The sequence below is a fragment of the Pseudomonas sp. Pse79 genome (assembly GCF_024519615.1).
Classification (GTDB): Bacteria; Pseudomonadota; Gammaproteobacteria; order Pseudomonadales; family Pseudomonadaceae; genus Aquipseudomonas; species Aquipseudomonas veronii.
On the sequence record NZ_JALJRR010000008.1, the window covers coordinates 25,412 to 40,203 of the forward strand.

General features: G+C 60.0%; 10 protein-coding genes. 3 read left to right on the plus strand and 7 right to left on the minus strand.

Annotation, left to right across the window (positions count from 1 at the left end; genetic code table 11):
* Nucleotides 1-3 precede the first annotated feature (3 nt).
* The 3 genes from NR164_RS12240 to NR164_RS12250 are packed head-to-tail and all read right to left on the minus strand — an operon-like array spanning nucleotide 4 to nucleotide 3,058.
* On the minus strand, nucleotides 4-870 hold the full coding sequence (locus tag NR164_RS12240; RefSeq protein ID WP_005789024.1) for a carbohydrate ABC transporter permease: 867 nt from the start codon (nucleotides 868-870) through the stop codon (nucleotides 4-6).
* Nucleotides 867-1,964, minus strand: a complete 1,098-nt coding sequence (locus NR164_RS12245) for an ABC transporter ATP-binding protein (protein WP_046383020.1) — start codon at nucleotides 1,962-1,964, stop codon at nucleotides 867-869. The genes NR164_RS12240 and NR164_RS12245 overlap by 4 nt, the downstream gene beginning before the upstream one ends.
* Nucleotides 1,964-3,058 carry an ABC transporter ATP-binding protein gene (locus NR164_RS12250; RefSeq protein WP_017846710.1) on the minus strand — a complete coding sequence of 365 codons (1,095 nt, stop codon included), beginning with the start codon at nucleotides 3,056-3,058 and terminating at the stop codon, nucleotides 1,964-1,966. Before NR164_RS12250 ends, NR164_RS12245 begins: the two co-directional genes overlap by 1 nt.
* Before the next feature lie 328 nt (nucleotides 3,059-3,386).
* Here NR164_RS12250 and NR164_RS12255 point away from each other — a divergent pair, with 328 nt between their 5' ends.
* A complete protein-coding gene (locus NR164_RS12255; protein ID WP_256822791.1) occupies nucleotides 3,387-5,204 on the plus strand; it encodes a sigma-54-dependent Fis family transcriptional regulator in 1,818 nt (605 codons plus the stop codon).
* Nucleotides 5,205-5,293: 89 nt separating this feature from the next.
* Nucleotides 5,294-5,623 carry a hypothetical protein gene (locus tag NR164_RS12260; RefSeq protein WP_046383018.1) on the plus strand — a complete coding sequence of 110 codons (330 nt, stop codon included), beginning with the start codon at nucleotides 5,294-5,296 and terminating at the stop codon, nucleotides 5,621-5,623.
* Here the strand turns inward: NR164_RS12260 and NR164_RS12265 are convergent.
* From NR164_RS12265 to NR164_RS12280, 4 genes are all read right to left on the minus strand, one after another.
* Nucleotides 5,593-7,710 carry a TonB-dependent receptor domain-containing protein gene (locus NR164_RS12265; protein WP_256822792.1) on the minus strand — a complete coding sequence of 706 codons (2,118 nt, stop codon included), beginning with the start codon at nucleotides 7,708-7,710 and terminating at the stop codon, nucleotides 5,593-5,595. The two genes, NR164_RS12260 and NR164_RS12265, sit on opposite strands and share 31 nt — an antisense overlap.
* A 138-nt stretch (nucleotides 7,711-7,848) precedes the next feature.
* Nucleotides 7,849-8,118, minus strand: coding sequence for a hypothetical protein (locus tag NR164_RS12270; protein WP_017846713.1), 270 nt, complete (start codon nucleotides 8,116-8,118; stop codon nucleotides 7,849-7,851).
* Nucleotides 8,119-8,245: 127 nt separating this feature from the next.
* Nucleotides 8,246-8,959, minus strand: a complete 714-nt coding sequence (locus NR164_RS12275; RefSeq protein WP_017846714.1) for a hypothetical protein — start codon at nucleotides 8,957-8,959, stop codon at nucleotides 8,246-8,248.
* A 408-nt stretch (nucleotides 8,960-9,367) separates the two neighbouring features.
* Nucleotides 9,368-10,693 carry an OprD family porin gene (locus tag NR164_RS12280; protein WP_256822793.1) on the minus strand — a complete coding sequence of 442 codons (1,326 nt, stop codon included), beginning with the start codon at nucleotides 10,691-10,693 and terminating at the stop codon, nucleotides 9,368-9,370.
* A 684-nt stretch (nucleotides 10,694-11,377) separates the two neighbouring features.
* On the opposite strand from NR164_RS12280, the gene NR164_RS12285 reads away from it, so the two are divergent.
* Complete coding sequence (locus tag NR164_RS12285; RefSeq protein ID WP_256822794.1) at nucleotides 11,378-13,981, plus strand: cation-translocating P-type ATPase; 2,604 nt, start codon at nucleotides 11,378-11,380, stop codon at nucleotides 13,979-13,981.
* Nucleotides 13,982-14,792: the final 811 nt, after the last annotated feature.

Sequence of the window (14,792 nt, forward strand, 5' to 3'; positions counted from 1 at the left end):
GCCTCAGCGGTTGGCGTCGGAATGGGTCATGGCGGTGTAGAACAGCCAGGACACCAACAGGATGATCAGGAAGTACACCAGGGAAAACGCCGCGGCCGGGCCCAGGTCGAATTGGCCGACAGCCATCTGGGTCAGCGTCTGGCTGAGGAACGTGGTGGCGTTACCCGGCCCGCCACCGGTCAGTACGAAGGGCTCGGTGTAGATCATGAAACTGTCCATGAAGCGCAGCATCACCGCGATCAGCAGCACACTTTTCATCTTCGGCAGCTGGATATGTCGGAAAACCGCCCAGGCCGACGCCCGATCGATACGCGCCGCCTGGTAGTACACATCTGGAATAGCGCGCAGCCCCGAGTAGCACAGCAGCGCCACCAGGGAGGTCCAGTGCCAGACATCCATCACCAGCACCGTGACCCAGGCGTCCATGGTGTTGGCCGCATAGTTGTAGCTGATGCCCATCGCATTGAGGGTGGAACCGAGCAACCCGATATCGGCGCGGCCGAAAATCTGCCAGATGGTGCCCACCACGTTCCACGGAATCAGCAACGGAATGGCGAGGATGATCAGCACCAGCGACGACCAGCGGCCCTTGGTGGGCATGGTCAGGGCGATGGCGATGCCCAGCGGGATTTCGATCAGCAGCACGCACGCCGAGTAGATGAACTGGCGCAGCAGCGAGTCGTGCAGACGCGGGTCGAGCAGCACCTGTTTGTACCAGTCGGCGCCGACGAAATAGCGGCTGGACTGGTCGAAAATGTCCTGCACCGAGTAGTTGACCACCGTCATCATCGGGATCACCGCACTGAATGCCACCAGCAGGAACACCGGCAACACTAACCACCAGGCCTTGTTGTTCTGCACCTTGTTCATGGCCGCACCTCCAGCAGGTAATCGTCGGCGTAGAGCATCAGCCACTGCGCGGGGAAGCTGATAGAGGCGGTGCCTTCGGGCACCGGTTTGTCTTCGGCCAGGCGCACTTTCAGGGTGGCGCCGTCCAGGCTCAGGGTCAGGATCTTGTAGGTGCCGAGGTCTTCAATATGGGTGACGTCGGCTTGCAGTGCGTCGGGGTTATGCTCATCCCACACATGAATGAATTCCGGGCGGATGCCCACCTGCAAGGTCGTGTAGGGCGTGTCGGCGAGGCGTTGCTGCACGGCCTCGGACAACCGCAGATGGGTGTCGGCAAAGCGCACTCCGCCGGCCTCAGCCTGCACTTCGATCAGATTCATCCCAGGGCTGCCGATGAAATAGCCGACAAACGTATGGCTCGGCCGCTCGAACAACTCCCGCGGCGTGCCGAATTGCACAATTTGCCCGCCGTACATCACCGCGATCTTGTCGGCGAAGGTCGAGGCTTCCAACTGGTCGTGGGTCACATAGACCATGGTGATATTGAACTGCTCGTGGATCTGCTTGAGCTTGCGTCGCAGTTTCCATTTGAGGTGCGGGTCGATCACCGTCAGCGGTTCATCGAACAGGATCGCCGAGACGTCGTCGCGCACCAGGCCCCGGCCCATGGAGACTTTCTGTTTTTCGTCGGCGGTGAGGTTGCGTGCCTTTTTGCTCAGCAGGCTTTGCAGGTCGAGGACTTCGGCAATTTCCTGCACCTTGCTGTGAATTTTCGCCTCGGCCATGCCCTGGTTACGCAACGGGAAAGCCAGGTTGTCGAACACCGTCATGGTGTCGTACACCACCGGGAACTGGAACACCTGGGCGATGTTGCGTTTTTCCGGGGTCAGCTCGTTGACCACTTTATGGTCGAACAGCACGTGCCCTTCGGACGGGCTGAGCAGGCCGGAGATGATATTGAGCAGGGTTGATTTGCCGCAGCCCGAAGGCCCGAGCAAGGCGTAGGCGCCGCCCTGCTCCCATACGTGGTTCATTTCCCGAATGGCGTAGTCCTCGGGACCTGTCGGCGTAGGGCTGTAGCTGTGCGCCAGGTTCTGCAAATGGATCTCAGCCATCAGGCAACCCTCGCGACACGGCGTCCGGGGGCCTGGACCAAGCGGCCCTGGCCATCGAACACAAACAGTTTATGGGTGGGGATATACACACGGATCGGCGCGTCGACGTCGTACTCATGCACCCCCGGCAAGTGCAGCACCAGCAGGAAATGCTCGCTGCGCACATGCAGGAAGGTTTCCGAGCCGCTGATCTCGGCGACTTCCACGGTCACCGCCAGTTCGAGGTCGTCGTCGTTGCTGGGCACCAGGCTGATATGGCTGGGGCGCACGCCAAAGCGGAACTCGCCCTCGCCGATGGGACGCAGGTCAACATTGAGTGGGAAGTGTACGAAATTGGCGAAGCTCACTTCATTGCCGCGGATGCTGCCCGGCATCAGGTTGATCGGCGGTTCGGAAAACAACTCGGCGGCCAATACGGTCTGCGGCTGGTGATAGACCTCGGCCGCCTTGCCGCTCTGGATCACCCGGCCTTCGTGGAGGATGGTGGTGGTGCCGCCGAGTGCCAGCGCTTCGTTGGGCTCGGTGGTGGCGTAAATCGCAATGGTGTGGCGGGCCTTGAACAGCTCGCGCATTTCCTGACGCAGCTCTTCGCGCAGTTTGTAGTCCAGATTCACCAACGGCTCATCGAACAGGATCAGTTCGGCATCCTTCACCAACGCGCGGGCCATCGCCGTGCGTTGCTGCTGGCCGCCGGACAGCTCCAGCGGGTGGCGCTTGAGGAACTTCTCGATGCGCAGCATCTTCGCGGTTTCCAGCACCTTGCTCTGGATCAGCTCGTTGGACACACCGGCCTGGCGCAACGGCGAGGCGATGTTCTCGAACACGGTCATGGTCGGGTAGTTGATGAACTGTTGATACACCATCGACACGTTGCGCAGGCGCACCGGTTTAGCGGTGACATCCACGCCGTTCATCAGGATGCGACCGCTGTCGGGCTTGTCCAGGCCGGCCATCAGGCGCATCAGGCTGGTCTTGCCGGACAGGGTGCGACCGAGCAGCACATTGAAGGAGCCGGCCTCGAAACGCAGGTTGGCGTCGTCGATCCAGGTCTGGCCTTCGATGACGCGGGAGACATGTTCCAGGGTCAATGACATGACACGCCCTTTTTTATTATTGGAATGAATCTGGCCAGTGGTCACAGCGAGTTTCGTGCCAACCGCAGCAGGTGCTTGATCCACAAGGAAATGCCCTGAAAGCGAGGTTCGGGAGCGAACAAAAATGAACAATTCGGACTGAACAACTGAACACTCCGCGGGTTGACAATGAACAGTTCTGAACAACACTGTTTGAACCCGATTGACTGAACAACGCAGAACACATGTGGGAGGGGCGGTGCGACGATTCGACTTGCCCCCTCCCACATTGACCGGGTGACATCCGTTAGATTGCGCAAGACCCAAAAACAATAAAAAGAAGGTCTCCATGGCCGAACCGCTGACTCACGACACCCTCATCCAGGAGTCCTGGCGCCGCTGCCGCGCATTCGGCCTGGACCACCAGAGCCCACCCAGCTTTGACCAACTGCCCGCCGAGGGCATCAGCCAATTGCTGGAGAGCCAGCATTCCCTGGTGCAGACCACCCACCAGGAAGTGTTGCCTTACTACGAGAACATCCTGAGCAACTCCAACTGCCTGATCATGCTGGCCGACAACCAGGGCCAGGTTTTGACGTCGTGGGGCACCCAGCGCTTTATCGACCCCAAGTTGGCCCGTGGTTTCAGCCCCGGCGCCAGTTGGATGGAGCGTTCCAGCGGCACCAATGCCATCGGCACCGCGCTGGCCTGTGCCCAGGCGGTGCATATCGAACACGATGAACACTTCCTCAAGGCCAACCGCTTCATGACCGGTTCGGCGGCGCCGATCTTCGACGCCCAGCGCGAAATCATCGCAGTGCTGGACGTGTCCAGCGACAGCTACCTGCCGCCCTCCCACACCCTGGGCATGGTCAAGATGATGAGCCAGACCGTGGAAAACCGGCTGATCCTCAACCTGTTTCGCGGCGAGCATTTCCAGCTGACCTTCAACACCGGGCTGAACAACCTCGACAGCCAATGGGCGGGCTTGCTGATCTTTGATGAAAGCGGCCAGGTGTTATCGGCCAACCGCCGCGCCGACAACCTGCTGGGCATCAGCCTGTCGCGGGTGATGATCGACCGCTTGTTCAAGGTGTCGATGCTGGAGTTACTGAATCAGCCGGAGGGTTTGCCGTTCTCCTTGCAGGCGGCCGGCCGCAATCGTTTCCAGTGTTTATTGAAGCGGCCCAAGCAGATGCCGGTACACGCGCGGGTTTTCAGCGAACCGGCGCCGCCGCAAGCCGCACCGATCAGCCTCAAGACCCTGCATTTTGGCGATGTGCGCGTGGAAAAAGCCGTGCGCCAGGCCGAACGCCTGCTGGAAAAGGACATTCCGCTGCTGATCCACGGTGAAACCGGCGTGGGCAAAGAGGTATTCGTCAAAGCCCTGCACCAGGCCAGTTCGCGCAGCCAACAGGCATTTATCGCGGTGAACTGTGCGGCGATTCCCGCTGAGCTGGTGGAATCGGAACTGTTCGGCTACGAAAAAGGCGCCTTCACCGGCGCCAATCAAAAAGGCAGCGTCGGCCTGATCCGCAAGGCCGACAAGGGCACGCTGTTTCTCGACGAGATCGGTGATATGCCACTGCCGACCCAGGCCCGCTTGCTGCGGGTCTTACAGGAACGCTGCGTGCAACCGGTGGGCAGCAGCGAGTTGTTCCCGGTGGATTTGCGCATCATCTCCGCCACCAACCATGTGCTACGCGAGCAGGTGCAAGCCGGGCGCTTCCGTGAGGATTTGTACTACCGCATTGGCGGGCTGACCCTGGAGTTGCCACCACTGCGCGAGCGCACTGACAAGCAGGCGTTGTTCCAACAACTGTGGCAGCAACACCGCGAACCGAAGCAATGGGCCGGGCTGAGCGCCGAGGTGCTGGCGTTGTTCGAGCAGCACCCGTGGCCGGGCAATTTGCGCCAGGTCAGCAGTGTGTTGCAGGTGGCGTTGGCCATGGCCGAGGAGCAGCCGATCCGCCCGGAGCATCTGCCGGACGACTTCTTCGTCGATCTGAACGTGACGGCGCCGCTGCCCGACAGCGCGCCTCTGGAGGACAGCATTGACCTGACGCGGCGCTTGAAAGCGGCAGGCGGGAATATTTCCCACCTGGCGCGGGAACTCGGCGTGAGCCGCAACACCCTGTACAAGCGCCTGCGCCAAGGCAATGACTGAAACCCGGGCAGCAAGCGACGCTGCCCTCAGGCTTGAAACCGCCTCGCCCGCACGCGACACTGCGCCGCTCCATCACGAGGACACCGCCGATGACCGCAACCGCCGCCACCGTTTCTGCACGGGAGGCTTATCAAGTGCTCAAGGATATGGCCCTGGAAACGCGGGTCATCAGCGCCTGCGCGGCAGCGGATGACACGGTGAGCGTGGAAACCGACGGCTGGCGGATGGTGCTGCTGACCCAAGGTGCGGTGCTGGTGGGGTGCCAGCACTGCCGCTCACCCGACGGGCGGCATGGCTCATTGGACAGCTGGCAACGCTATGGCACCAACCCAGTGGCATTGATGAGTACGTGGGAGCACGCGCAAGTCGAACGCCTGTTGTCGGTGTCTCAGCGCCAGCTCCACGACACGCCGGTGTAGATGCCCCGACCGTCCCCGGGCGTGGAGCGGGCGGCGTCCAGGCCATTGTCGTCATAACCCGGGGTGACGGTGTTGGCATAGCGGCGGTTGGTCAGGTTGCGCAGGTCGACCCAGGCTTGCCAGTCCTGCTGCGGGGCGTCGTAGCCGAACGTGGCGCCGAGTAAGGTATAGGCCGCCGCGTAGTAGGAATTGGCGTAATCCACCGCCACCCGCGAGGAATGCTCGGTGTTGAGGCTGGTGTAGAAACCGGTCGGATGGCTGTAGCGCAACTGTGCCTGGTAGTAGTGCTTGGGAATGCCCGGCAAGGTGTTGTCGCCGAAGCGGTCGTCGTTGCGGTAGTGGAAGTCGCTGAAGGTGTAGGCCTGGCGCAGGGCGAGCTTACCGCTGCCGCCGCCGTCCCACAGCGGGCTGAGCAGGCTCAGTTCGACACCTTGGTGAACCGTGGGGCTGGCGTTGGCCTCGGCGAGGATCGCGTTGGTGGTGGGGGTCTGGGCCTGGGTTTCAACGGTGAGCAACTCGTGGCGCACTTCCGAGCGGTACAGTGCCAGGTCCCATTGGCCGAACCACGCGTCACCACGGCCGCCGACTTCCAGGGTGGTGGCGGTCTGGTTTTTCAAACTCACGCCTTCGCGTTGCAGGCCGGTGGCCGGGCCGCTGCCCGGCCCGAAGTATTTGTTGGAACCCCAGATCATCGACCAGGCATGCGGCGGCTCGACCGAGCGGCTCAGGTTGCCGTACACCTGCAATTGCGGGGTGAAGTCATAGCGCAGGCCGATGCGCGGCGCATAGTCCCAGTCATGTTGACTGAGCGGCGCCTGGCCGTCGGGATAGGTCACCTGGGTTTCGCGGCGGGTGTAGATCGCGGCCAGGCCGGTGGTCAGCCACAGGTCCGGGACCAGTTCCAGGTCGTTGCCGATATGCAGCACGGTGTCGGAACCCAGGTAGCTGTAGTCGCGGGTCTTGGTGCCGGGGGCATAGCCTGCGGTATTACCGACAGGAATTCGCACGTATTCCGACGCGCCATTGTTGGGCATCGCCTGGGTGGTGCGCAGGCCGATCGTGGTTTTACTGTCGTGACCGAACAGGGTGTCCTGGCGAATGTAGTTCAGCGTGCCGCTGATATCGGTGTAGGCGACTTTCAGGCGATTGGTGCCCTCGCGCAGGTCCATCGGGTAGTCGTGATAGGCCAGGCCGACTTCGAGCCGTGCGTTGTCGTCGAGCTGCAACGTGGTCTTGTTGGCGATCCAGGTGGAGCCCGGTTGCAGGCGTTTTGAATCGCGGGCGGCGTTGAGGCTGTTGGCGGCACGCGGATCATGGCTGATCTGGTAGCGCGTGAGCTTGCCTGGCGTGTCGTTGGTGGTTTCGCGGTAGCGAAAGTAAAAGCGCGTCTCCAGGTTCGGGTTGAAACGGTAGCCGAAGTTGGCCGCGACGCCCTTGCCCGTGCCGGCGCTCTGCTGCTGATAGCCGTCGGATTCGGAATCGGTGAGGCTGATGTAATAGTCGGCATCCCCCAGCACCTGGCCCGAACTGATCTCGCGCTGGGCGTAGCCACGGCTGCCCGCTTCGTAGCGCACTTGCAGCTTGGGCGCGTCGTAGCCGGTGTGGGTCACGTAATTGACCGCCCCACCCAGGGCCAGCGCGCCCCGGTCAAAACCGTTGGCACCGCGCAGCACCTCGACGCGGCTTTGCCACAAGGGGTCCTTGAGTTCATAGGGCGTACCGCCGGGGCCCGTCAGCGGCAAGCCGTCGAGCGTCTCGTACAACCCGGAAGCATGGGCGCCGGGGCTGCGGTTGAGGCCCGAGCCACGGATCGAGAGTTTGACGCCTTCATTATTCGCCGCCTTGGCGTACACCCCGGCCTGATACTTGAACACGTCCTCGTTGGTGCTCACCCGCCCCTGTTGCACGCTGCCCATGTCGATGTAATTGGTGCCGCCGGGCACGCGCTTGAGCTGCGCCTGCGCCACTTCAGCCGCGCTGGCTTCGCTGGTGGTGACTTCGACCGGCGCCAGTTGCAGGTCTTCGGCCTGCACAAGGGAACTGAGGGTCAGGGCAGCAAAAAGCAGCGGGGGTTGGCGCAGCAACATGGGGCGGGTCCTTGGAATGCGGGGGCGTGAAGGCCAGGCCTGGCACGCGAACTGTGATGGGAAGACCGGGACGCTCGCCAGGTCACGCCTTATTCACGGCGCAGAGCCTTCCCGGCCCCTGAAAAAACTACCTGTCTCCTAGCCCGCGGCGGACGCCAGCGCGCGCATGAAGTCATCCGCCTCCGACCCCGCCGGAAAGCGGAACCCGTACATTTCGTCGGTCGTCAGAATGCTGTTGAGGGCGTCGCGAAATTGCGCCTCAGTCGGCGACTCCTGCAGCAGTTTGTGTGCCGGTAACAACAGCTCGGCAGAGACGCCTTGCGCACTCGCGGCGTCAATCACCGCAAACAGGATAAATCGCAGGCGGATTTCGCGATCCGTGGGCCAAACCGTTTTTCGCTTACCCAAGGTAGGGCCTCATATTTAAGAAAAGTCCGAGGCTATTGCCGACAGATGGGCGTTTCAAGCAGTGCAGTGCAAGATAGGGCACTTCCTACAGAGGAAACGGAAACACCGCACTCAACGGCCCTAACGCTCACTGCACCGGCAGAAAATTCATCAGCAACAGGCTTTGCGCGTAATTGACGCCAATGCGTCGATAGCGCTCATCGAGCATCTGGGTCAGCAGGTCGAGCCGCGCGACGATCTTGCCGAACTCGACGGCGAAACTGAGGTTGCTGCCCTCCTCCGAGATCTCGTTGGAAAACAGCAGCAGCACGCCATTGGCATCCTGACGCTGACTGAGCAGCCAGGTGGCCTTTTCGATATTGCGCGCCGCGTTGCTGACGAATTGCGGGTTGATCGTGTCAGAGATATAGAACCGGGTGCGCCCGCCATGTGCAGTCACCAGCATGCTGCCAATCGCATAGATAAACGCCCCGACCCGATCGCCGCGAAACTCGGGGCTCAAGGAGTAACTCAGGGCCGCCAGATCGCGACGATCCCCCAGGGCGGGCAGCGGTTGACGGTTTTCGATGGCCGAACGGATTTCCCGCGCCGCGCTCACCGCGTCCAGGTAACCCGACTGCCGCCACTGGTTGGGGTTGCGCAGGTACAGCTTGTTCATCAGCAAATACAGGCTTTGCAGGTTATCGCGCATGCCGAGGGTGGCCATGCGGTCGACGCTGGTCTGGAGAAACTCATCAGGCTTGCCATTGCTGAATTGCCTGGCGATATCGCGCCCCTGTTGCTGGCTGCAGGCGGTGGTGCAGAGCAGAAACACGAGGACGAGCCAGCGCGGGCGGTTCATCCATCGGCAGGTAAGAGGCGGGAACGTATGATCCATCGGCACCAGGTCTAGTTCTTATGTCCACACGCAGTATGAGTATGGCTGGGATAGAGATAGATCCGAAAAATCCGAAAAAGTGCAGGATTGGGCAACAGAACATCCGGAAGGTCATGAGAAATGCCCAGCGCATGTCAGTGGGTTTCGCAACAAAGCGACCTCAGGGCCGGTCGGCACCCGAATCAGCACAAGCGCGTAACGATCCGCAGGTTCAGGCTGCCAAAACGGGAACCTCAACCTTGTAGGGCAAGCGTCGGACATAGCCTCCCGCCGACAAAGAACGCGTTATACAAACAAAAACGCCAGCTTCAGCAGAGCTGAAACTGGCCGTCAATGCGTTGCGTCTTCCGGGCTTGACCGGTGATCGTCCGCTTAGAAAATCGAGATTGGGTAATCCACGATCAGACGGGTTTCGTTGTAATCCCCTTCCGCCTGATCAGCGTTACCGCGGTGCCAGGCTTGACGCACGCGCATCGACAAGTCTTTGACCGGGCCGCTCTGCACCACGTATTTGGCTTCAAAGTTGGTTTCATGGTGCTTGCCGTCAGCACCATAACCATAGGCACGGTAGGCGCTGCCGACCTGCATGTGCGTGCCGTCGATATTGTCACCGTTGAGGTAGCGCGTCATAAAACTCAGCCCTGGCACGCCATAAGTCGCCATGTTCAAGTCATAACGGGCCTGCCAGGACTTTTCGCCTGGGCCGTTAAAGTCAGAATATTGAACCGAGTTGGCCAGGAAGATGGAGTCGGCCAGATCACCCGACTTGTTATTACCCACGGCCACATAGTCGAACGGCGTGTCGCCGTGAACCTTCTGGAACGCCAGTGTGACGGTATGAGCACTCAGGAACGAATACGCCGCCGCCAACGACCAAGTGGTGTTGTTGATGGAGCCGGCTTTGGACTGGCCGGAATCGGTGGTGCGGTAGATGTTGAAGTCCAGGTTCAATGATTGATCGGCAGTGAACGGAATCGTGTAGTTGGCATTACCGTAGTATTGATGCCAGACGTCCTTGAGGTCCGAGGCAAACACGCTCATGGACAAGTTATCGGTCAGCGTGTACTTGCCACCGAGGTAGTCAATGCTCTTGGCCGGTATGTTGGCATAACCGGCATACAATTCGTGGCTATTGTTGGTCGTGGTCGGACCGTTACTGCTGGTGAAGTGCCCGGCGTCGAAGTTCAACCCTTCAATTTCGCTGCTCAACAGGTTGAAGCCAGTCGCTGTTTGAGGCGTGGCGCGAGTACCCGCCGTGGCCAGGACCGGGTTGTTGGGCTGCAAGTTGCCATAATGCAGTTCAGTCTTGGAGAACCGTGCCTTGATCGACGCGCCTGCACTGCTGAAGTCATTCTCCGGCCGGCCGTTGCTGTCGACCGGCAAGTTGCCAGAGCCTGCATTGCCTTTGCCACCGTCCAGCTTCACGCCCCAGTATCCGTAAGCATCTACACCAAAACCGATGGTGCCTTGGGTGAAACCGGAGGAGAAGTTGCCTTGTATCACCTGCAACCAGTCCTGTTTGTCGCCCGCCGAATTCTTACCGTCACGATCAAAATAAAAGTTACGAAGCAGCAGGTTCAAACTACTGCCTTCAACAAACCCCTTGGCAGTCGCTTGGTCCTCCACACCCGCGGCTGACGCTAGTTGACTAGCACCCAGCGAGACCGTCAGCGCCACCAAATTCCACTTAAAAGACATTGTTTGTTCCCCTGTTTTTAATAGAGCTGCCTCGTCTCTCAACGCACAGTCAGCAGGGTCTCCCCTGAAGTCAGGCGGTCAAAAGCGAAGAGTCATAAGTCGATGGCAGATGAGAAGGTTTCTAAGTCGCAACGCATTGACTGCGCAGCGCAAGGTACCGTTTTATAACGGTTTATTTTTAGTACAGGGCAGAGCCTAAGGTGAAAAACTTATAACACTTTCCCGCCGATGGAATGACCTCGTTTCCCGTGAAAGTAATTTTCCATTTCTGTAACAATTCAGGTTTATACAAGAAAGCCGGATGCGTGAAATGAGCTGGACATCGATGTTTCGCATACATCTAAAGTCCCAACTGCACGATGAACACGGCACGCTCTGAGCCTGGAGATCCGCAAAGGGCAGAACTGATTCCGGCGTTCTTGGGGCTCCCTTATCGAGAGCGGCGAATGCCGCAATATTTAAAGCAACGTTGTGCTAGCGTACCTGTAGGACGGATTACATGATGGTCTTAGACGCATGCCTCGAGGTCGATACGACTACAAGCCTCGAGACAGGACATCACATTGCTATAGAGCCAGCCTGCAGGTATCGCAGCGCCATGGGGGTACAGAACCTGATGACACACATTGCCCCATTGCCCCCCCTTGATTCGAGTCACGATCACCCACTCATAACGGCCGCGCTGTGAACGCTGAGCTACCTCATTCAGGTTCGCAGACGCCGCTTGAGGGTTTGTGCGAGGCGCAGGTGCAGCAACGTCTGGCGCAGGACGGGCCGAACGAACTCCCCGCCTCCCGCCGACGCAGCGCCTTGCGCCTGATGTGTGACGTGGCCTTCGAGCCGATGTTTCTCCTGCTGGTCGCGTGCGGCGCTTTGTACATGGTGCTGGGCGATGTCCAGGAAGCCCTGATGTTGCTGGGCTTTGTCTTCGTCGTGATGAGCATCAGCTTTGTCCAACAGCGGCGCAGTGAACGCTCCCTGAATGCATTGCGGGACCTCTCCAGCCCAAGGGCTAAAGTGCTAAGGGAAGGTAAAGAGTGCAGCGTTCCCGCGCGGGACCTGGTCGTTGGCGATGTTGTAATGCTGGCTGAAGGCGATCGCGTACCCGCTGACCTGCAACTGACAACATGCGCCAACCTATCAATTGATGAGTCCTTGCTGACCGGAGAATCCATGCCAGTCAGCAAGCTGGTCGCGCCGCAGTCTCATACACTTGGTGATCCAGCGCCGCCGCCAACGGATGCGGCCCTAGCGCAGGCATTTTCAGGCACATTGGTCACGTGCGGCACCGCCCAGGGACGTGTCACCGCCACCGGCGAGCGCAGCGCGCTGGGCCGGATTGGCCAGTCACTGGCAGACATCGAGGTGGAACCCACCCCGACACAACAGCAAACGCGTCGTGTGGTCAAGCGGGTCGCTGTCATAGGCCTGGCGCTGGCGGCGGCGCTCGCTATCGCTTTCGGGCTGCTGCGCGGTGACTGGCTGCATGGGATGCTGGCGGGCCTGACGCTGGCGATGGCAATCCTACCGGAGGAATTGCCGGTTGTACTGACGCTCTTTCTAGGCCTCGGCGCCTGGCGACTCGCCCGTGAGAAGGTGTTAGCGCGTAGCATCCCTGCCGTCGAATTGCTCGGTGCGACCACCGTCTTATGCGTCGACAAGACCGGTACGCTGACGGCTAACAGAATGACGGTCAGGCGCCTTTGGTCCGAGGAGGCTGAGTATGAAGTCGCCAGGGACGGTACTGACGGCGGCATGCCTTTGCAGGAGGCACTCCATGGTGTGCTTGAGTACGCGGTTCTCGCCAGCCACCGCCATGCTTTCGACCCGATGGAGTCGGCCATCGGCGAGACCGGGCAGAGCCTGCTGGCGCTCACCGAGCACCTTCACGCCGACTGGACGCTGATCGACGACTATCCCTTGTCACCCCAGATGCTGGCAATGTCGCGGGTCTGGCAATCACCGAATCAACGAGAGCGACTCATTGCCGCAAAGGGAGCGCCCGAGGCAATCGTCGATTTGTGCCATATGGATCCCGTTCGCAGCGCGCGCATTGCGGCTCAGGTGCTGGCGATGGCGGCAGACGGGCTTCGCGTTCTCGGCGTCGCACAGGCGACCTTCGCCGCCGAGGTATTGCCCGGTTTACAGCACGACTTCGACTTCAGGTTTCTAGGATTGGTCGGGCTCGAAGATCCGATTCGTCCAGATGTGCCGCAGGCTATTGCCGAGTGCCGAGCCGCAGGCATCCGTGTGGTGATGATGACGGGCGACCACCCGGCCACAGCGATGTCGGTCGCCAGGCAGGCCGGGCTGGGCACCGATGCGCCGGTGATCACTGGAACCGAACTGTCCACACTGAACGATTCTGAGCTGGCCGCACGACTGATCACGACGCAGATCTTCTGCCGTGTTCAGCCAGAGCAGAAACTGCGCCTGGTACGCGCGTTCCGTGCACAGGGTGATGTCGTCGCCATGACCGGCGACGGTGTCAACGACGCGCCTGCACTGAAGGCAGCCGATATTGGCGTTGCGATGGGTGCGCGTGGCACCGAGGTCGCACGCGAGGCGGCCGCGCTGGTTTTGCTCAATGATGATTTCGAGTCGTTGGTGACCGCCGTGCGCTATGGCCGCCGCATTTTCGCCAACTTGCGCAAGGCGATTGTGTTTGTGGTGGCCGTACACGTGCCGATCGTCGGCCTATCGATGCTTCCAGTGCTTTTCGGCTGGCCGATGGTGCTGATGCCGGCGCACATTTTGTTCTTGCAACTGATCATCGACCCCGCCTGCTCGGTCGTGTTCGAGGCCGAACCGCTTGAGCCGGATGCGATGAAGGCTCCTCCACGTCGAAAGGAGCAACAGTTGTTCGACAGCGCAGTGATGATACGCGGCCTCTGCCAGGGCATTGGCTTACTGATACTGCTTCTCGCGACGTATGCGGGTATGAGGTTCTTTGCGCCGGTAGCGTCTGAGCAAGATGAGCTTGCGAGAACACTGACCTTCGTCGTCCTGGCGCTGGCCAACCTCGCCCTGATCCATACCAATAAGTCATGGGGCCGCACGCGCTGGGTGGGGCCTGGCGCGTTTGGCACCCAGCTCAGTTGGATCGCTTTCGCAACGTTGGCCATGTTGGCGATAGCGCTGTTTTTTCCGCCGGTTACCCAGCTGTTCTCATTCGTGACACCCGCGCCAGTACTGCTACTTTTCGCATTTGGCATCGTCGCGCTGAGCGTAATGTGGTTCGAAGTCGTGAAATGGCTAATACGAATGAGGAGCGAGCATAGCGACTGAGCGAAGCCTTTCGTGCTGATCCTCGAGTTCGCCAGAGGCTGCACGTGTAGCAACCCAGGCGAGGTTTGTTCAGCAGTTAATCGCTTAGATTGGCTCCCAGCTTTGGAAAAGCAAACCGGATCAGCAGCGCAACATCGGGTGCTCCGCCCCTCGAACATTATCGGGTAACGCGGCGAGTGGACTCGTCACGTTGGCGAACCTCTTACTCGGGTCAACGCCTTCATAAAAGGTGTACGTCAGGATTCGAACCCTGGAATCGCCAGTAACGTTCACCGGCTTCCAGGAATCCAAAGTAACTTTTTAAAACAATACGTTAGACTCTAATAATTACCGCACCAAGGCACTTTTGAATGCGTTGGAGCCCGCGCCGATCATGGGGCGCATAAGGTTGCAGAAATCATTCCGCCCTCCCCCGCGTGCTGCCGATCGAACACTATCGCCAATAGTCGTAGTGAAACATCCGGGGACCGCTGATAATCTGCGACCACGTTCGCCAGCCGTTTAGGGATGGAGGCGAAAATAGAAGCCCTGGAGCCGCGAACCTCCGGGGCTTTGCTTTTTTGGCGCAGGCTGACACCCAACTCTTCTGGGCATTTTTCCTTTGGCCCTAAATTGTTCAGGGCGCTGGGCGAAATCCCTTTTCAGTACCGACATGGCCGAAATCGGAATGGTTGTGATGTGCCTTGATCTTTCCCGATAGGCACGTTCGATTGCACCCGCCGGATTGTTTGGCTGTCATGGATTTGGTGTGTTTGTGCATTGGCGTAGCCGTGAAGCAAGCCTACGATCAGCCCCTGAGGCAGCCGACCTT

Coding starts and splice junctions, on each gene's coding strand:
- NR164_RS12240 (WP_005789024.1), bottom strand. CDS start 870: ATGAACAAGGTGCAGAACAACAAGGCCTGGTGGTTAGTGTTGCCGGTG.
- NR164_RS12245 (WP_046383020.1), bottom strand. CDS start 1,964: ATGGCTGAGATCCATTTGCAGAACCTGGCGCACAGCTACAGCCCTACG.
- NR164_RS12250 (WP_017846710.1), bottom strand. CDS start 3,058: ATGTCATTGACCCTGGAACATGTCTCCCGCGTCATCGAAGGCCAGACC.
- NR164_RS12255 (WP_256822791.1), top strand. CDS start 3,387: ATGGCCGAACCGCTGACTCACGACACCCTCATCCAGGAGTCCTGGCGC.
- NR164_RS12260 (WP_046383018.1), top strand. CDS start 5,294: ATGACCGCAACCGCCGCCACCGTTTCTGCACGGGAGGCTTATCAAGTG.
- NR164_RS12265 (WP_256822792.1), bottom strand. CDS start 7,710: ATGTTGCTGCGCCAACCCCCGCTGCTTTTTGCTGCCCTGACCCTCAGT.
- NR164_RS12275 (WP_017846714.1), bottom strand. CDS start 8,959: ATGAACCGCCCGCGCTGGCTCGTCCTCGTGTTTCTGCTCTGCACCACC.
- NR164_RS12280 (WP_256822793.1), bottom strand. CDS start 10,693: ATGTCTTTTAAGTGGAATTTGGTGGCGCTGACGGTCTCGCTGGGTGCT.